At 56.4% G+C, this 18,015-nt stretch carries 19 protein-coding genes; 6 read left to right on the top strand and 13 right to left on the bottom strand.

Annotated elements, in window-relative coordinates; translation table 11 throughout:
* Position 1 precedes the first annotated feature (1 nt).
* From BLV81_RS19495 to BLV81_RS19485, 3 genes are read left to right on the top strand one after another with little or no spacing between them, the layout of a single operon-like run.
* A complete protein-coding gene (locus BLV81_RS19495; RefSeq protein WP_092359346.1) occupies positions 2-364 on the top strand; it encodes a DUF4870 family protein in 363 nt (120 codons plus the stop codon).
* Positions 361-930, top strand: coding sequence for a GNAT family N-acetyltransferase (locus BLV81_RS19490; RefSeq protein ID WP_092359344.1), 570 nt, complete (start codon positions 361-363; stop codon positions 928-930). Before BLV81_RS19495 ends, BLV81_RS19490 begins: the two co-directional genes overlap by 4 nt.
* 3 nt (positions 931-933) lie before the next feature.
* The gene (locus tag BLV81_RS19485) at positions 934-1,701 is read left to right on the top strand and encodes a class I SAM-dependent methyltransferase (RefSeq protein WP_092359342.1); all 768 of its coding nucleotides are present in this window, start codon (positions 934-936) and stop codon (positions 1,699-1,701) included.
* 132 nt (positions 1,702-1,833) lie between these two features.
* On the opposite strand, the gene BLV81_RS19480 is transcribed toward BLV81_RS19485, so the two are convergent.
* The 6 genes from BLV81_RS19480 to phaC all read right to left on the bottom strand — a co-directional run bounded on the left by BLV81_RS19480 (position 1,834) and on the right by phaC (position 8,376).
* On the bottom strand, positions 1,834-2,997 hold the full coding sequence (locus BLV81_RS19480; RefSeq protein ID WP_092359340.1) for a cystathionine beta-lyase: 1,164 nt from the start codon (positions 2,995-2,997) through the stop codon (positions 1,834-1,836).
* 19 nt (positions 2,998-3,016) lie between these two features.
* Positions 3,017-3,463 (bottom strand): hypothetical protein, encoded by a 447-nt coding sequence (locus BLV81_RS19475; RefSeq protein ID WP_092359339.1) that lies wholly within the window; start codon positions 3,461-3,463, stop codon positions 3,017-3,019.
* Entirely contained in the window at positions 3,460-4,854 is a 1,395-nt protein-coding gene (gene rimO / locus BLV81_RS19470) for a 30S ribosomal protein S12 methylthiotransferase RimO (RefSeq protein WP_092359338.1), read from the bottom strand. The genes BLV81_RS19475 and rimO overlap by 4 nt, the downstream gene beginning before the upstream one ends.
* Before the next feature lie 101 nt (positions 4,855-4,955).
* On the bottom strand, positions 4,956-5,519 hold the full coding sequence (gene phaR, locus BLV81_RS19465) for a polyhydroxyalkanoate synthesis repressor PhaR (protein WP_092359336.1): 564 nt from the start codon (positions 5,517-5,519) through the stop codon (positions 4,956-4,958).
* Positions 5,520-5,744: 225 nt separating this feature from the next.
* Positions 5,745-6,485, bottom strand: a complete 741-nt coding sequence (locus BLV81_RS19460) for a 3-ketoacyl-ACP reductase (protein WP_092359335.1) — start codon at positions 6,483-6,485, stop codon at positions 5,745-5,747.
* Between the two features lie 100 nt (positions 6,486-6,585).
* Positions 6,586-8,376 carry a class I poly(R)-hydroxyalkanoic acid synthase gene (gene phaC / locus BLV81_RS19455; RefSeq protein ID WP_092359333.1) on the bottom strand — a complete coding sequence of 597 codons (1,791 nt, stop codon included), beginning with the start codon at positions 8,374-8,376 and terminating at the stop codon, positions 6,586-6,588.
* Positions 8,377-8,445: 69 nt separating this feature from the next.
* On the opposite strand from phaC, the gene BLV81_RS19450 reads away from it, so the two are divergent.
* Positions 8,446-8,709, top strand: a complete 264-nt coding sequence (locus BLV81_RS19450) for a hypothetical protein (protein WP_092359430.1) — start codon at positions 8,446-8,448, stop codon at positions 8,707-8,709.
* Between the two features lie 10 nt (positions 8,710-8,719).
* Here BLV81_RS19450 and pgeF read toward each other — a convergent pair whose 3' ends face one another.
* Together pgeF and BLV81_RS19440 are read right to left on the bottom strand one after the other, a co-directional pair.
* Entirely contained in the window at positions 8,720-9,511 is a 792-nt protein-coding gene (gene pgeF / locus BLV81_RS19445; protein ID WP_092359331.1) for a peptidoglycan editing factor PgeF, read from the bottom strand.
* Positions 9,512-9,567: 56 nt separating this feature from the next.
* Positions 9,568-10,620 carry an RluA family pseudouridine synthase gene (locus tag BLV81_RS19440; protein ID WP_092359329.1) on the bottom strand — a complete coding sequence of 351 codons (1,053 nt, stop codon included), beginning with the start codon at positions 10,618-10,620 and terminating at the stop codon, positions 9,568-9,570.
* A gap of 67 nt (positions 10,621-10,687) precedes the next feature.
* Here BLV81_RS19440 and BLV81_RS19435 point away from each other — a divergent pair, with 67 nt between their 5' ends.
* Positions 10,688-11,500 carry an outer membrane protein assembly factor BamD gene (locus tag BLV81_RS19435; RefSeq protein WP_092359327.1) on the top strand — a complete coding sequence of 271 codons (813 nt, stop codon included), beginning with the start codon at positions 10,688-10,690 and terminating at the stop codon, positions 11,498-11,500.
* 93 nt (positions 11,501-11,593) lie between these two features.
* Here the strand turns inward: BLV81_RS19435 and BLV81_RS19430 are convergent, their stop codons facing one another.
* The 4 genes from BLV81_RS19430 to BLV81_RS19415 all read right to left on the bottom strand — a co-directional run bounded on the left by BLV81_RS19430 (position 11,594) and on the right by BLV81_RS19415 (position 15,040).
* Entirely contained in the window at positions 11,594-12,652 is a 1,059-nt protein-coding gene (locus BLV81_RS19430; protein ID WP_092359325.1) for a glycosyltransferase family 4 protein, read from the bottom strand.
* The gene (locus BLV81_RS19425; protein WP_092359324.1) at positions 12,634-13,518 is read right to left on the bottom strand and encodes a UDP-2,3-diacylglucosamine diphosphatase; all 885 of its coding nucleotides are present in this window, start codon (positions 13,516-13,518) and stop codon (positions 12,634-12,636) included. Before BLV81_RS19425 ends, BLV81_RS19430 begins: the two co-directional genes overlap by 19 nt.
* Positions 13,515-14,282 carry a GNAT family N-acetyltransferase gene (locus BLV81_RS19420; RefSeq protein WP_092359322.1) on the bottom strand — a complete coding sequence of 256 codons (768 nt, stop codon included), beginning with the start codon at positions 14,280-14,282 and terminating at the stop codon, positions 13,515-13,517. The genes BLV81_RS19425 and BLV81_RS19420 overlap by 4 nt, the downstream gene beginning before the upstream one ends.
* 245 nt (positions 14,283-14,527) lie before the next feature.
* Positions 14,528-15,040 carry a hypothetical protein gene (locus BLV81_RS19415; protein WP_092359320.1) on the bottom strand — a complete coding sequence of 171 codons (513 nt, stop codon included), beginning with the start codon at positions 15,038-15,040 and terminating at the stop codon, positions 14,528-14,530.
* A 160-nt stretch (positions 15,041-15,200) separates the two neighbouring features.
* Here BLV81_RS19415 and BLV81_RS19410 point away from each other — a divergent pair, with 160 nt between their 5' ends.
* A complete protein-coding gene (locus tag BLV81_RS19410) occupies positions 15,201-16,313 on the top strand; it encodes an ABC transporter substrate-binding protein (RefSeq protein ID WP_255365368.1) in 1,113 nt (370 codons plus the stop codon).
* 73 nt (positions 16,314-16,386) lie between these two features.
* On the opposite strand, the gene BLV81_RS19405 is transcribed toward BLV81_RS19410, so the two are convergent.
* Positions 16,387-17,841 (bottom strand): Ppx/GppA phosphatase family protein, encoded by a 1,455-nt coding sequence (locus tag BLV81_RS19405; protein WP_092359316.1) that lies wholly within the window; start codon positions 17,839-17,841, stop codon positions 16,387-16,389.
* Positions 17,842-18,015: the final 174 nt, after the last annotated feature.

The following is an 18,015-nucleotide window of genomic DNA, read 5'->3' as shown; positions in this document are numbered from 1 at the left end:
CATGGCACAAGAATTGGTTTTCGATAGCAAATTGCACTCCGAGAAGAATCTTGCCTGGTGGCTTTATCTTTTTCACGCCGCCAGCCTGGTATTTTCCCTGGGGGCATTTTCCTGGATCCCTCTGATCATCAATTATGTCAAACGCCAGGATGCGGCAGACACCTTTGTGTACAGCCATCACAATTGGCAAATTCGTTCATTCTGGTGGTATCTGCTGTGGATGTTCGTCGGCGGCGCCCTGTTCCTGACGGTGATCGGCATCCCGTTGGCTTTCGCTGTGTGGGGTATTGCATGGCTATGGAAAGGCTATCGCCTGATCAAGGGCCTGGTTGATTTGAATGACAATAAGGCGATGCCGGCTTGACTTCAGCTATCGCGGCATTAACAGCGCTGCATGCGTCGGCTGACGCCGGCAGTGCTGTCAGAATCATGTCTGACAATGACATTCCTGCCATCATGCGCATTCAGGCGGCATGTTATCCATCGCCCATGCAAGAGTCGGAAGCCGTATTCCGCGCCCGCCTCGCCCTGACGCCGGCCACTTGCTGGGTATGGTCGCCGCCGGGACAAAACCCGGCGGCGTATTTATTCAGTTATCCGTCAAACAAAGATGTCATCACCGCGCTGGACCAGCCTTTCAAGATCGCAACAACGCCGGATTGCTTGTACTTGCATGACCTGGCCGTAGCGCCAAACGCACGGGGCCGGCAAGCGGGTAATGTTTTGGTGGCGGCTGCGCTGGAACACGCGCGCGCCAGCGGTTTGCATTGGAGTGCGCTGGTATCGGTGCAACAGTCGCACATATTTTGGGGCGCGCTGGGCTACACAGCCGTGGAAGTAGCGCACTCTCCGGCCAAGGAAAATCTCGCCAGCTATCAAGTATCGGCTGGCCAGCCAAGTGCCATCTATATGCTGCAATACCTGACCTGACGCATGTCCAGTTCCTCGCAAGATCAATTCAAATACACCACTATCGCGCATAGCGACCATCGCTATTGCTGCCCTCTTTCGCCTGCTAAAGCCAGCACGCTAATAGCTGCGTTGCAGCTGGCACCGGATGCCTTGGTGCTGGATGCTGGATGCGGTAAAGCCGCGCTGCTGCGTGATCTGTTGCAGTCGACGCCGGCGTCGGTTCGTGGCATCGGCGTCGACATCAATTCACGGTTCCTTGCCGAAGCAGCAAATGAATGGGCTAGTAGTAATCCGGGCGATGACCGCCTGACCCTTGTCGAAAGCCTGATAGTGCAGCACCCACTGCCGGCAACCGGTTACGATGCCATTCTTTGCATTGGGTCGAGCCACGCATTTGGCGGCTTTGATCGCTCTCTCGCTATCAGCAAGCAATGGCTCAAACCCGGTGGCTTACTTCTCATTGGCGAAAGCTATTGGAAACTATCCCCTTCGGAGCAATATCTCGCCATGCTCGGCGCGACACGCGACGAACTCACCAGTCACGAACAGAACGCGAGCCGTGCGCTGACACATGGCTACAAGCTACTGACATCAACGGTGAGCAGTGACGATGAATGGGATCAATATGAAGGCATGTACTACCAGGCAATGATGCGCCATGTAGCAACGCACCCTGAGGACCCGGATGCCACAGGCTTCAGCGAGCGAGCCCAGCGCTGGTATGACAGCTATCTGGCGTCAGGCAAGGCTATGCTCGGATTTGGCTACTACTTGCTTGAAAAAAGCTGAAGGACTCATAGGGTGGGCGCATCGTGCCACCCTATGGCGCTGATCCATAAATAGAAAATGCCGACCTAAAGCTAAAGGGTCGGCATTTCTATTTGATCGTGGCCATTGCCACATGCGATCCAGACTCTACATCTACATGGCAGCGAACGCTTGCTCGATATCGGCAATCAAATCCTGCGGATCTTCCAGGCCGATATTGAAGCGTACCAATACGCCCTGATCCTGCCAGTTTTTCCGCATGCTCTGAATCCGGTAAGGAACACAGAGACTGTTTGCACCACCCCAGCTATAGCCGATCTTGAATAATTTCAAGCTGTCGACGAAGCGGTCGGTCTGCTCTTCGCTATAACCGGCGTCGAACAGCACCGAGAACAAACCACCTGCTCCGCTAAAGTCACGCTTCCAGATTTCATGCCCCGGGCAATCCGCAAAAGCCGGATGCAACACCTTGCTGATCTGCGGCTGCTGCTGCAGCCAGGCGGCGACTGTACGTGCCGCTGCATCATGCGCTTCGAAGCGCAACTTCATGGTTGGCAGGCTGCGCAACACAAGATAGGCGTCGTCCATGCCGACCCCGAAACCCAGCCGCATGTGCGCAGTCTGCAGGCGCTGATTCAAAGCGGGATCTCTGGTGAGCACGGCGCCCATCAGCACATCCGATCCGCCCGACTGGTACTTGGTCAGCGCTTGCATCACGATATCGATGCCAAGATCGAACGCACGCAAAGCCAGCCCGGCAGACCAGGTGTTGTCGATCGCCACCAGCGCGCCCTTGGCATGTGCTGCGGCGCAAATAGCAGGAAGATCCGGCACTTCCATCGATACCGAGCCCGGCGCTTCGGTCCAGATCAAGCGTGTATTCGGCTGTATCAGATCGGCAATGCCGGCGCCGATCAAAGGATCGTAATAACGGGCTGTAATGCCGAAATCCCTGGCCAGCCAGTTGTTGAGTTCACGATTCGGGTTATATACGTTGTCTGGCAACAGCACATCGTCACCGCTCTTCAGCAAGGCCAGATCAACCATGGTGATCGCCGCCAGGCCACTCGGCGCGAGCAGGCAATGCCGGCCGCCTTCGATTTCAGCCAGGCGCGCTTCCAACGTGAATGAGGTTGGCGTGCCGTGCAGGCCGTAGGTATAACTGCTCTTTTCCTGCCAGTCGCGGGCCCGCATCGCCGCGACATTCTTGAACAGCACCGTGGAAGCGTGATGAATCGCCACCGGAAAAGCGTCAAAACCTGGCGGCGCGCAATATTCGCTGTGCATCAATGCGGTTTGAGGGGTCTTTTTTGGCATGTTCAATAGTAAGCAGAATTTATTTAACGGGTTTAGCAGTCAGGACGGTCAGCACGAAGGGTTTGGTCACCGCATCGTCCATGGTGGACCAGGTGCCGCTGAAAGTATTGTCGACCAGTTTTCCGGCCCACTCGCCGGAGACATCTTTGCCATTGATGGATTCTTCCATGATGACATCGGTGTTTTCCGATTCGCCGGCCAGCAGGATTTTAGTGGATTGGCCGGCAATCGTATAAGTACCTTGTATGCCTTCGGTCGGATCCGGCTTCAATTGCAAATGCATTTCGATCTGCGCGTCGCCCAGCTTGCCGCGCAAGGTCAAGGGCTTGGCGAACAAATTCGGCGCTGCGGGGGCAGTGGCGACGTCGGCAGCCTCAGCGCCTACCTTATCATTGCCCGCAAATAGCGGAGCGGAAGCAGCACCAAGCACTAACACCAGTGCTGCGGCAAACTTCCCTGCCATCATGCAGCAGCCCACAAATCATGCGCGTCGGAGGCAGTGATGGTGACATCGACAAACTCGCCAACCACCAGTTTCTTGTGCGGCTCATATGGCGGCTTGACATAGACCACGCCATCGATTTCCGGTGCATCGGCGCTGGAACGGCCGATACCGCCATTACGATCGACTTCATCGATCAGCACCCGCATGGTCTTGCCGACTTTGGCCTGCAAGCGCTTCTTGGAAATTTCCTCTTGCAGCTGCATCACGCGTCCACGGCGCTCTTCGCGCAGTTCTTCCGGCACCGGATTATCCAGCGCATTGGCGGTCGCACCTTCGACCGGCGAATAGGCGAAACAGCCGAGGCGATCGATTTCCGCTTCTTTAAGGAAATCCAGCAGGTAGTCGAACTCTGCATCGGTTTCGCCTGGAAAGCCGGCGATGAAGGTTGAGCGTATGGTCAGGTCCGGGCACATTGCGCGCCAGGCTTGAATCCGTTCGATATTCTTTTCGCCGCTGGCCGGACGCTTCATGCGCTTCAACACGTCGGGATGGGCATGTTGCAGCGGTACGTCCAGATATGGCAGCACCTTGCCCTGCGCCATCAGCGGAATGATCTGGTCGACGTGCGGGTAAGGATACACATAGTGCAGACGCACCCAGGCGCCGTATTGGGCCGCCAGTTCGCCCAGCGCGGTGACCAGTTGCGTCATGTGGGTCTTGACCGGCTTGCCGTTCCAGAAACCCATGCGGAACTTGACATCGACGCCGTAGGCGCTAGTGTCTTGCGAAATCACCAGCAACTCTTTGACGCCGGCCTTGAACAGGTTTTCAGCTTCCAGCATGACATCGGCAATCGGCCGCGACACCAGGTCGCCACGCATCGATGGAATGATGCAAAAACTGCAACGATGGTTGCAGCCTTCCGAAATTTTCAGATAGGCGAAATGCTTAGGCGTCAGCTTGATGCCTTGTGGCGGCAACAGATCGAGGAACGGCGCATGCGGCTTGGGCAGGTGCTTATGCACTGCAAACATGACTTCGCCGACCGCATGCGGACCGGTGACTTCCAATACTTTGGGATGGATCTTCTGGATGATGTCGTCGCCGTCAGCATCCTTTTTTGCGCCCAGACAGCCGGTCACGATGACTTTGCCGTTTTCGCTCAGGGCTTCGCCGATGGCGTCCAGCGACTCTTGCACCGCAGCGTCGATAAAGCCGCAAGTGTTGACGATCACCAGATCGGCGCCCTCATACGACTTGGCAGTTTCATAACCCTCGGCACGCAGCTGGGTCAGGATTTGTTCGGAGTCGACTAGTGCCTTAGGACAACCAAGCGAGACGAAACCAACTTTGGGGGCGGCGGCTAGTGCGGTGGCTGGTGCAGCAGGCGCTGCGGGAATAACATTGGACATGACGGGAGGTAGGGTCAAAGCAAAGTCGCTATTGTACCCCGTCCACTGCCATGGTTACCCTGCGCCGGTCTAAAACCTGCTGCAGGGTATGTTCAGAATGATTATTTTTTTGTCTTGTCCGGCGGTGGCGGCGCGAATGGGAAGGTGCCGAACATATTCTTGGTCTGGTTTTGCATCTGTTCCTGCATCTGAACGAACAAGCCTTTGCTCTGTTCGATGTAGTTGCTCATCATGCCCTGCATCATCGGCCCCTGGATATTCATGAACTGCGCCCACATCTCCGGGCTGAAAGGCTTGCCTTCGTAAAGCCCCTTGGAATTTTCAGTCAGCTTGTTCTGGATATCGATGAAAGCCTGGATATTTTTTTCCAGGTAGGAACCCATCATTCCCTGCATGGCGTGGCCGTAGTAGCGAATGATTTGCGACAGCGCCGCACTGGAAAACATGGGAGTGCCGTTTGATTCTTCTTCCAGAATAATCTGCAACAGGATGCTGCGCGTCAGATCGTCGTCGGTCTTGGCGTCCAGCACAACGAATTCCTCATTGTCCAGCACCAGTTGCTTGACGTCTGCCAAGGTAATGTATGAACTGGTTTGCGTATCGTACAGGCGACGATTCGGATACTTCTTAATCAAACGTTCAGACATTTTTTTTGTAGTAGTCATTTCAGTCCCAGGTTGCTGCGCCCATAAGGCATTTTATATTTGCTACTTATTTTCTATTTGTTTGCTACTTTTGCAATCAGCTTTGCTACAGAACATCCCTATTATATGCACGTGCAGCATCCATTGCAGGAAGTTCTATTGCATTGCAATAGAAGCAAGCATTCCGATAAGCCGCGTGGATAGCACGCCCGCAAAACCGGCCTGCGATCCACGCGAGAACCGGCATTAGCCCATGTGCAGGCCGCCGTTCAAGGAGAAGTCGGAGCCTGTCGCATAACCGCCCTCGTCCGACACGATCCAGGAGATGATGGAAGCGATTTCCTCCGGCTCACCCAGACGTTTTACCGGAATCCCGGCAACGATCTTTTCCAGCACGTCCGGCCTGATCGAACGCACCATGTCGGTACCGACATAGCCGGGAGATACCGTATTGACGGTAACGCCTTTGGTCGCCACTTCCTGCGCCAGCGCCATGGTAAAGCCGTGAATCCCGGCTTTGGCAGTCGAATAGTTGGTCTGGCCGAACTGCCCCTTCTGACCATTCACCGATGAAATATTGACAATCCGTCCCCAGCCGCGATCCGCCATGCCGTCGATGACCTGCTTGGTGACGTTGAACAGGGAGTTCAGATTGGTATCGATGACTGCATCCCAATCCGCTTTGGACATCTTGCGGAACTGGCCGTCGCGCGTAATGCCGGCATTGTTGATGAGGATATCGACTTCGCCGACTTCAGCCTTGACCTTCTCAAATGCCGCCTTGGTCGACTCCCAGTCGGAGACATTGCCTTCTGAAGCGTGAATATCAAAACCCTTGGCCCGCATGTCGGCCAGCCATTTGTCCTTGCGCGTGGAATTCGGCCCGCAGCCGGCGACCACGGTAAAACCATCTGTGCAAAGACGAGTACAAATTGGGGTACCGATGCCGCCCATTCCCCCTGTCACATAAACGATTCGCTTTGCCATCTTTGTCTCCTTCAAAAAAACAATTCAGAAAATCCATCTACGTCTTATCTACCTATCCCGCAGTCGTACCGCTGCGTTTTACATTATTCCGCTGTTTTATTTACTCCGCCCTGACCTTGACATACCGTCCCGGCGCCGCTTCGATGATGGCATACTCGGCACTTCCTAATTTACGCGGCGCGGCCACTTGTTTTCCCGCATGCGCGGACAAGAATTCCGCCCATTCTGTCCACCAGCTGCCAGGGTGCTCGACCGCCGCCGCCAGCCAGGTTTCGGCATCCACGGCCATTTTCCTGTTGCTTCCGTTGTTGGCCCCGTCGCTTGTCCAATAGCTGCGTTTCTTTTTTGCCGGGGGATTGATCACACCGGCGATATGACCCGAGGCGCCGAGCACGAAGCGATTCTGTTTCGGATTTTTGGGATTCAGCAGAGAAACCGAGGCATAGGCCGATGTCCATGGCACGATATGATCTTCGCGGGACGCATAGATAAAGGCCGGCGCAGCTATCTTGCCAAGGTCGATTTTCTGCCCGTCCACCGTCAGCTTGCCGGCATCTTTCAAGGAATTATCCAGATACATATGGCGCAGATAGTAGCAAAACATCGGGCCTGGCAAATTGGTGCTGTCGGCGTTCCAGTACAACAAATCGAAGGGGGTCGGCTGCTCGCCCTTGAGATAATTCGATTCGACATAATTCCATAGCAAGTCATTGGGGCGCAGGCTGGAAAAGGCCGAGCCGAACTCGCGTCCGGGCATCAAACCGCCGTGGCCGATGGCTTGCTCCCGCATGCGTATTTGCATGTCGTCGATATACACGTCCAGAATCCCCGTATCGCTAAAATCCAGGAAGGCAGTCAGCAAGGTCAGGCTGGCTATCGGATTGACTTTATCCGCCGCCAGTTTCGCCAAGGCGGTCGACAGGATTGTGCCGCCGACACAAAAACCGAGCGTATTGATCTTGTCCTGGCCGGATATATCCTGCACCGCCCGGATCGCCCGGATTGCGCCATCGACTATGTATTGGTCCCAGGTCGCATGCGCCATTGACTCATCGGCGTTGCGCCAGGAAACCAGGAATACGCTGTGTCCTTGCTCGACCGCATAGCGCACCAGCGAGTTCTGCGGCTGCAAATCCAGAATGTAGAATTTGTTGATGCACGGCGGTACGATCAGCAGCGGCCGCTGATACACCTTGGCGGTGAGCGGCTGGTATTGAATCAGTTGAAACAGGTCGTTCTCAAATACCACCGCACCTTCAGTGGTTGCCACATCTTTGCCGACCTCGAACGCGGACTCATCGGTCTGCGACACCCGGCCCTTATGCATGTCTGCAAGCATCTGGGCGATGCCCTTGGTCAGGCTCTCGCCATTGGTCTCGACAATTTTCTGCTGGGCCGCCGGATTGGTTGCCAGGAAATTCGAAGGCGCCATGGCGTCCATCATCTGCTGCACCGTGAAGCCGATTTTCCGTTTGATCTTCGGCGGAGCGTCGAGAGCATCGACCATTGCGTTCAGAAAATGGGCATTCAACAAGTACGCCGCCGCATTGAATGCATACACCGGATTATCATGCCAGGCTGCGGCACTGAAACGGCGGTCGGCGATGGCCGGGATGCGCGCCGCCAGCATGTCCTGCCATAAGGCCGACAACTGTTGCGTGTATTCGGCCTGCAGCTTTTTCAGCACAGCGGGGTCCAGCGAAATGCCGAGATCGCCCAGGCCTGCAGCGCCGCCATGATTTGGCGCAGGCGGATTGAGGCCCAGGAACATATTGGGATCAGCTATATGGCTAAGTTGCTGGAGGAATTGCGGATTGAAGGTTGGACTGAATTGTTGCGAGAGTTGCGACAATGCGGCGGGATCGAAGACGGAAAAATTAGGCGTATTCATGCGGTGACCGTTGTTTTGGCTTATTTTCGTGTATCTTTTATCGGATTTACTCTAAAGCAGCTTACACAAATGCATATCGTCGCCATCGCATGGATCTACGTCGTCTTCATGATGGCAATTACCGAAGCTAACGCAGTCGCAGGGGTGATGACATTTTTACTCTACGGTGTTCTCCCTTTGACAATTGTTTTATACCTGATGGGCACGCCGCAGCGCAAGAGAAATCGACAGCGCGCTGAAAATTCTGCCCGGCTCGCGGCACAACGGAAAGCTGCCGCAACGGCTGCCACAGCCGCTCAAACGCCCGTCTCTTCAGAAAAAACGGATGAATGAGTTGCGCTGCTCATTTTAGCCATATTAGCGAGGCCATGCGACCTGTCACATGATCTCTACGGTAGGAATAGAAATTCCTGTCGCTGACCGTGCATAAACCGCCGCCATGAATATGCTGTACATCTGCCTGGCGTAGCGCGATCCGCGCCAGCTGGTAGATATCAGCCAAATATTTGCCTGGCCTTTGGGCGATGGGCGTAAAACAAGCCTCGATTTGCGCCAGGCTTTGCGGCCGCGCCTGACCGGGTTCTGCAGCCTCGACAAATGCCGCAAGAACATCGGCGCCGACCTCGAATCGTTCAGGGCCGATAGCAGCCCCAAGCCAGACGGAAATCGGCCCGGCGCCGGCTGCCCGCATGCGCGCCACCGTGTTTTGCAAAACCCCGCCCACCAGGCCGCGCCAGCCGGCGTGCGCTGCGCCGACCACGCCGCCATTCGAATCGGCGAACAATACCGGAAGACAATCGGCAGTCTGTATCGCACACACCACGCCGGCCCGGGTGGCAATTGCGGCATCCGCTTCGACTCCCACTACCGCGCCGGCGCCAAAGCCGTCAGCATTGATCACATGATGGCCGTGCACCTGCGACAGCCAGACTGGCGACGCCGGCAGCAACCTATCCAGGCGCGCACGGTTGCGTTCCACGTCTCGCAGCAGATCACCGACATGCGTACCGAGATTCAGGCCGCCGCCGCCGTTGCCATCGTCATAAGGAGCACGGCTGCAGCCGCCGCTACGCAAGGTGGCAAAAGCACCAACATTGGGCGGCAGTTCAGGCCAGTCCGGAATAATTAATTGCATGTGCCGAATGTTCTCCGATTGTTCTCTTGCATCAGCAAAGCCACGGCCAGTCGCCCCTATTCAGGCGCGCTCATGCCGGCGCGCGCCAGCAGTGCGGCAAAATCGTCCGGCAGCGGCGCAAACCATTCGCAAGCCTTGCCGCTGACAGGATGAATCAGCCCCAGGCGGGATGCATGCAAGGCCTGGCGCGGGAAAGCCGGCATCAGATGTTGCTTGCCATACAAGGCGTCGCCCACCAGTGAAAAGCCAAGAGACTGCATATGGACGCGAATCTGGTGTGTGCGTCCAGTTTCCAGGCGGCAACCCATCAAACTGACCGGGCGGCGCTCCAGCAGGCCGGTCGCCAGCCGCTGATAATGCGTGATGGCCGGCTTGGCGATCAAACTTTCCGATACCGCCATCTTGATGCGGTCGCGCGGATGGCGCGCCATGGCGGCATCCACGGTTCCATTCAGTTGCGGCGAACCCCACACCAGCGCCAGGTATTGGCGTTTAACGGTGCGGGCCTGCAGCTGGCGCACCAGATCGGTCTGCGCTTCCAGCGTTTTGGCGACCACCATCAGGCCGCTGGTATCTTTATCCAGGCGATGCACAATCCCGGCGCGCGGCACCCCGACCAGCGACGGCCAGCGAAACAGCAAGCCGTTCAGCAAGGTACCAGACCAGTTGCCGGCCGCAGGATGCACCACCAGCCCGGCCGGCTTGTTGATGACGACAATGGCAGCATCTTCATAAACCACGTCCAGCGGCATGTCTTCCGCCTTGAATGCCTGCTCATCGGGCGCCGGCTGCGGCAGCACAATGACGGTTTCATCGCCGTAGGTGGTCATTTTCGTGGTGCCGGGTTTACCGTCCACGGTGACGTGGCCGGCTTCTATCCATTGCTGGATCCGGCTACGCGAATATTGCGGCACCAGGCTTGAAACCACTTTATCCAGACGCGTACCGCACACATCCGGCGTCAATTGCAGTACTATCGGCGCGCTGGCAGTAGCCGCATCGCCGTCGTCGACGCTGTTATCAATATCCTCGATATTGGCGTCAAAATCAGCGTCAGGCAGACTTTCAGCCAAATTTGGCTTGGTAAATGACATCACTTGAAGTCCCATCAGCTATAATCAATCGTTGTTAACACACGCAAACCACACGCAAACACGCGCAATCTTGCAAACCACTATGCAAAAAAGACTCTTAAAACTAGCTGCTGTCGCATTCGCTCTATCCTTATCTGCGTGTGGCTTATTGCCAGACAAAGTCGATGAAACCGCAAACTGGTCCGCCCCCCGATTATACTCGGAGGCCAAGGATGAAATGAACAGCGGCGGCTACGATAAGGCAATTAAGTACTTTGAAAAGCTGGAATCGCGTTACCCGTTCGGCACTTACGCGCAACAGGCGCAAATGGATATCGCCTATGCGCATTACCGGCAAGGCGAGCAGCCAGAGGCGCTGGCGGCGATTGACCGCTTCATCAAGCTGCATCCGAATCACCCTAACGTAGACTATATGTACTACTTGCGGGGCCTGGTAAATTTCAATGACAAGGTCAGTATTTTCGATTTCTTGTCTAGCGAAGATGCTACCGAGCGCGATCCAAAAGCTGCACGCGATGCATTCGATGCCTTCAAGCAAGTGGCAGTCCGCTTCCCGGAAAGCACTTACGCTGCCGATTCGCTGGCACGCATGAAGTATCTGGTGAATGCGCTGGCGCAATATGACGTCCACGTCGCCAGCTATTACTATCGGCGCGGCGCGTATGTGGCTGCCGCCAATCGCGCACAAAACGCCATCCAGGAATATCGCGATGCGCCAGCGGTTGAGGAAGCGCTGTATATCATGGTGCAATCTTACGATGCGCTGGGCCTCAAGCAGTTGCGCGACGACTCCGAGCGCGTGCTGAAAAAAACCTACCCGAACAGCAAGTATGTCGGCGGCACCGGCACCGACAGCACCAAGGTGGCGAAGACGCATTGGTGGAAATTCTGGTAATAGCCGCATGCGACAGCCGTCGCGCCCCGGCCATAAAAAAACCTCGCAATGCGAGGTTTTTTTATGGCGGCAAGCCGGTGCAGCTAGCTGGAGCTACAAACCGGATAGCGGCCGTGATCTTCTCGCCAGCAGATGCGCGGGACGGGCTTTCACGCTGTGGATTTGAAACAAATGCTGCTGGAACTGCTGGGTTGCAATTTCCCAGGAATACTCCAACGCATGTTTGCGGACCTCATGCCGATCCAGGACCAGGGCGCGCAGGCAAGCCGAAGTCAGGTCCACATCCAGTATTCCGGAGCGGCCATGCGCCACAACATCTAACGGGCCTGCCACCGGATAGGCCGCAACCGGAACGCCGCACGCCATAGCCTCTACCATGACCAGGCCGAAGGTATCGGTATGGCTGGGGAATACCATGACATCGGCGCAGTTGTAGTACGAAGTGAGTTCGTGGTGCGGTTTTGCCCCCAGAAATTGCACCTCCGGATAGCGTTGCTGCAATTCTTCGCGTAATGGCCCATCGCCGATCACCCACTTGCTGCCTGGCAGATCGGCTTGCAAGAAAGATTCGATATTCTTTTCCACCGCGACCCGGCCGACATACAAATACAGGGGACGCGCGATACAGGCATGATCCTCATCCACCGGCTTGAAGCGCTCGGTATCGACGCCCCGGCCCCACAGCACCAGATGGCGAAAGCCGCGCTGCTCCAACTCCCTGAGCACATGCGGAGTGGGCACCATCACCGCCTTCGAAGGGCCGTGAAACCAGCGTAGCCAGCGATAAGTCAGCGCCTTCGGCAAAATCGAACGTGCGCTCAGGTATTCGGGAAAACGGGTATGGTAGGCGGTGGTGAAGCCTATTCCCTGACGCAGGCAAAAGCGCCTGGCGGCCAAGCCCATTGGCCCTTCGGTCGAGATATGGATGCAGTCCGGCGCAAACGCTTTCAGGCTGGCGGCAATCCTGGCGTAAGGTTTGTGGGCCAGGCGGATTTCCGGATAAGTGGGACAGGCAAAGGTTGGAAAATCATCAGGATTGAGCAGCAATACTTCGTGGCCGTTCTGGCGCAGACAAGCGCTGGTGGCGCGTAAAGTATTGACGACTCCGTTTATTTGCGATTGCCCCGCGTCAGTTACGATGGCAATTCGCATAACTCACGGACCCGGTTGCTGGACACAGCATTCTTTTGTTGCATGATTTCCTGCCAGGTCACCAGGCGCAGTTCGCCGCTGGCTTCCTCCACCAGCGCCGACAAGCTTTCCACCCAGTCGCCGTCGTTACAATATTTGATGCCGTCGATGTCGCGAATTTCCGGCTTATGGATATGGCCGCAAATGACGCCGTCCAGGCCCTTCTTTTTTGCTTCCGCCGCCAATGCGTCTTCAAACGAGGAAATATAATTCACTGCGTTTTTCACCTTGAGTTTCAGGTATTGCGATAGCGACCAGTAGGGCAAACCGGCACGTGCGCGCCAGCCGTTGAACCATTGGTTGAATTTCAGGATCACGGTGTACAAGCCATCGCCCACATACGCCAGCCATTTGGCGCAGGCAATCACGCCATCGAAACGATCGCCGTGCAGCACCAGCATGCGCTTGCCTTGCGCGGTGGTATGCACCAATTCATCGCGAATCCGGATACCGCCGAAGTCCAGATCGATGAATTGGCGCACAGCCTCGTCGTGATTGCCGGGAACGAAAATCACCTCAGTCCCCTTGCGCGCCTTTTTCAACACCGTTTGCACCACGTTGTTGTGCACCTGGTCCCAATACCAGCGACGCTTCAATTGCCAGCCGTCGATGATATCGCCGACCAGATATAAGGTATCGGATTCGGTCGCACGCAAAAACTCCAGCAGGCGAGCAGCCTGGCAGCCCGTGGTTCCCAGGTGAACGTCGGAAATCCAGATAGTGCGGAAGCGGATCGGGTCGCGCTTCGAACCGGATCCGCTGCCGGACGCGGCGCCATCCAGAGAATGGAACAGCGCGGCATCCAGGAACTGCTCGCCCGGCTTCATGCCGCCCTCGTTTCTTTAAGATAGTGGCGAGCGTAGCGCTGGTCCAGCTTGGATAAAGGCAGCAGCAGGAAGAAATCGGCGGAATGGAAATCGGGATCCCAGGCCGGGTCGCCGCAGACCCAGGCGCCGCTGCGCAAATATCCCTTTAACAGCGGCGGCATCTGCGCCACGTGGCCGGCTTCGCGTTCATATACCGGAAACGGCACATGCGGCGTGACGCGGTATTCGGCAGGAGAAAAATTGCTGTGATCGAGGCCATGATACAAAGCCGCGGCGTTATGGCCACCGTCGGCCAGACTGACGCTGGCGCACCCCATCAGATAGTCGCACCGCTCGCGCCGCATGAACGCCGCCAGGCCTGCCCACAACAGCATGATGACGCTGCCGCTGCGGTAGGCGGGATCGATGCAGGCGCGCCCGGCTTCGGCTATCCTGTCGCGTAGATTATCGAGCCGGCCGAGATCGAATTCCTGCTCTGAATAATAACGCCCCATGCGCCGCGCAGCATGCGGACTCATCACACGATAAGTGCCGACCACGCGCAAGGTATTGGTATCGCGGACGATCAGGTGATCGCAATAAGAATCGAATTCATCGCTGTCCAGACCATCTGCATTGGCTAGCGTAGACAAGCCCATCGCCTCGATAAAAACCTTGTAGCGCAGGCGTTGCACTTCGCGCACTTCTTCCGGCGTACTGGCAAGACTAACCGTCAACTTGGAAACACTAGGACTGGCTTCGCCTGGATTCGTTAGTAGTTGCATTCATCGTCCTTTCTGATTGTGACGATGACAAGCCTAACCACCGATTACTTCAAGAAAATGACAGATTTATTTCGGTTCCATGACATAGCAACAGTGTTAAAAAACCAATTTTCACCGTTTCAATCCCGATGTTTTTCGATAAATCGGCAGCAAATAAATGGGGTCCGGATTGGTACGACGACGCGTCCTGCCGTCGTACCAATCCGGACCCCATTTAGCGGACCGCTGAGCGCAGCGAATCTGTCTTATTTCTCTTTCTTCGGACGACCTGCCTTCACCGGCGGCAAGCTGGCCACGGCCAGTTTCAGTCTTGCCAGATCCAGCTCGCGGATCAAGGCAACGCCAACGCGCAACAGTTCACTCTTCTTCACTTCCAGGCCAGCCTTCAAGAAAGTCTTTTTGACGTCGCCCAGGACTTGATATTCATCGGCGGGCATGGTGAAGCTATCGCGTACCAGCTTGGCCTTTTTTACTTTGGCCTTCAGGTCCGGCAAAGATTTGATGCCAGGCGCCGATTTGCTGACAGGCAGCGCGGGTTTCGCTGCGAGCGGCTTGGCGACGAGCAAGGGTTTCATTGCGGGCTTCACTACGGCCTTGGCCGCAGGCTTAATTGCGGGCGCGGCCTTCGGCCCTGGTTTGGCGGCGGAACGCGCTGCCGGCTTGGCCTTGGCAACGGTCTTGATCGCCGCTGCAGGCTTCTTGACGGCGCGTTTCACAGCTGGCGCCACACCTGTTTTTACATTTTTACTGGTAACCATTCAACTCTCCATAATTAAATCGTATAAATAATATATACAATTATCCAGCCATCGGCAAGAACCGTTTCAAAAACGAAACAAATTCATCAAGCCGTCACAATTTACAACCAGAATCGCGGCACCTCCATCGCCATATGTCGACTTCCCAATGAACTTAAACTTGAAACGCTTTTTGTGCAAGTATCTGGTCGCCCTCTCGCTGTGTCTGCCGTTGCTGGCAAATGCGGCCGCCGACGCCATCGTGATCGGCCAGGCCATCGACTTGTCCGGACCTAATGCGGATCTGGGACGCGATTATGTCGCCGGCATCAAGACCTATTTCGACGTTCTCAATGCAAAGGGCGGGATCAACGGCCGCCGCATTCAATATCTGGTGCGCGACGACCGCGGCCAGGCCGACCTGGCCGTGAAGGCGGTGACCGAACTGATCGCCCAGGCCCACGTCTCCTACCTGTTTGGCGGCGTCGGCGACGATGTGACCCGGGCGGTGCTGGATTCGGCAGAATTCAAACGCAGCGGCTTGACCTTATATGCCCCATTGGCTGGCGCCGATTACCAGAAAGATGCCAAAGTCTTGTTTTGGCGTCCCAGCTACCAGCAGGAAATCCGCCACATATTTTCCCATTTCGATAAGCTGGGCATCAACAATGTGGGCATCGTATATCAAGAATCTGCCGCCACCGCGGACGCCTATCGGCGGCTCACCGATCAGATGCGTGAAAGCGGCATCAAGCTTAGCGGCACCGTCCACCTGAGCAATGATCAGGCAAAAATGCGCAGTGAGACGGCGCAGCTGGCCAGCGCCAGGCCGGGTTTCGTGATCATGATCGCGGACACGGTGAGCGCCGGGGTATTCCTGAAGGAATTTCGCAAACTTGCGCCGCAAACCTTTGTCGCCGGCTTATCCCTCACTAACCTGACCACGCTGCGCCAGCTGGCAGGCGTCAAAGCCGTGGAATGGACAGTATTCTCGCAAGTCGTCCCCAACCCCAACCTCGGCAGTTCTTCGATACAGCTTGAACATTTGAACATGATGCGGAAGTACCGCGATGAGCCGGTGTCGGCACTGACGCTGGAAGGTTTCACTGCAGCCAAATCATGGACACGGCTGCTGCCAGCCGGCAAAAGAGCCCCCGGCCAGGCTGAATACACGATCCCCGGCGGCGGTTTCGATATAGGCGGCTATACCGTGGGCGAAGCCGCCAACAGCAATCACCTCTCCGGCTACGTGGACATGGCGCTGTTCAACAAGGCCAATGGGCTGACTTACTGAGAATCTTCGCCCCGGCGGGGTGAGCCGGATGGCCAGGCTGTGCCCGCCCTGCGGATAATAGCGGCGGCTTGCGTCAGGTCCGGCGAATGGCGAAATCGACGCCAATCTCGCGCCACCAGTCTTGCTCCTTGCTCATCCAGTAACTCGCGGTTGGATGATCTTCAATCAAGTCGCGCTTGATATCGAGCTCGATCTTGCTCTTCATTTTCAAGCGCAACTCATCCAGATCGACCTCGATCCGCGAATGCAGGAACATCACCGCCAGGCGCAGAGCCAGCACCGCCTTGGAAAAATCAGGATCCAGCAGCGCATCGCTGATCTTCCGCAGGTTTCCCTTCTGCCCCAGGATCAACATGCTCATCGCACGCTGTTCACGGGTGGTGAAACCGGACAGATCGGCATTTTCGATCAGGTAGGCGGCATGCTTGTGATAGCCGCTTTGCGAGACCACCAGCCCGACTTCATGCAGCAAGGCGCTCCAGTGCAAATACTGGCTGAGGCCATCGCTGCTGGGCCTGAGCATTTCAAACAGGGAGGTCGCCGTTTCAGCAACCCGGCTTGCGCGTAATTGGTCTACGTGAAAGCGCTGCGAGAAATCGTGCACCGATTGATCGCGCCGGTCCAGGCGCGTGCCGCGCAGCTGCAGATCCCACATCACGCCCATGCGCAGGCCGGCTTCGATCGGCTGGATCACTTCTATCCCCAACTCCTGCATCAGGCCGATCAATACAGCCAGGCCGCCAACCATGACCGCAGCACGCTCCGGTTTCATGCCCAGCAAATCGATACGGCTGACGTGGCCGAACTCGACGAAACGTGCCCGCAAGGCTTCCAGGCTGGTGTACGACAGACGGTAATCGCCCAGGCCGTTTCTTTCGATGGTCTCGGAAATCGCCCGGATAGTGCCGGAAGAACCGTAGGCATGGCTCCAGTTTTGCGGACGATACGGCGGCGCCGCGTCTTCGAAATGGCTGCGCGCGGAAAGCACCGCGGCATCGTAGGCTTGCGCAGTAATCTGGCCATCGGCAAAAAAAGCCAGGCTTTGATTGACGGTGCCGATGCCGAACGACTCGACCCGCTCGATCTGTTGACCGCGCCCCAGGATCAGCTCGGTGGAGCCGCCGCCGATGTCCAGCACCAGCCGCTTTTCATTGGGCAGACGCAGCATGCTGGCGACGCCCATGTAAATCAGCCGCCCCTCTTCTTCTCCCGAAATGATTTCGATCGGGTAGCCGACGACCTGTTCGGCGATCGGCAGGAATTCCGCCGCGTTCTTGGCGACGCGCAGCGTGTTGGTCGCCACCACCCGCACGGCTTCCAATTGATAGTCGGCCAGGATATTGCGGAAGCGCGACAGGGAATCCAGCGCAACCTGCATCGCCTGTTCGGTCAGATAGCCCTTGCTATCCAGGCCGGCAGCCAGTCGGATCGGGTCGCGCGCACTCTTGATGACGCGAATCGCATCACCATTGTATTTGCCTATATGCAAACGGAAACTGTTGGACCCCAAATCCACTGCTGCAAACATTGCTTACCTTTATCCAAACGAACGTTCGACAAAACCGGCGTCAGCCGCCTGAAAACGCAAGCTGTGACAATAGACGCCGAGTATTACAAGTTGATGACAACTCAAGAAGGGAAATCCGGGGCAGCTTAGCCGATCGCAATTGACCGCGCCAGCATCAATGTACCGCACCGTCCT

Origin of the sequence: Collimonas sp. OK242 (assembly GCF_900107095.1) — a bacterium.
Lineage (GTDB): Bacteria > Pseudomonadota > Gammaproteobacteria > Burkholderiales > Burkholderiaceae_D > Collimonas.
Note: the sequence above shows the minus strand (reverse complement) of the source record. Positions and strands in the feature narration are given on the sequence as shown.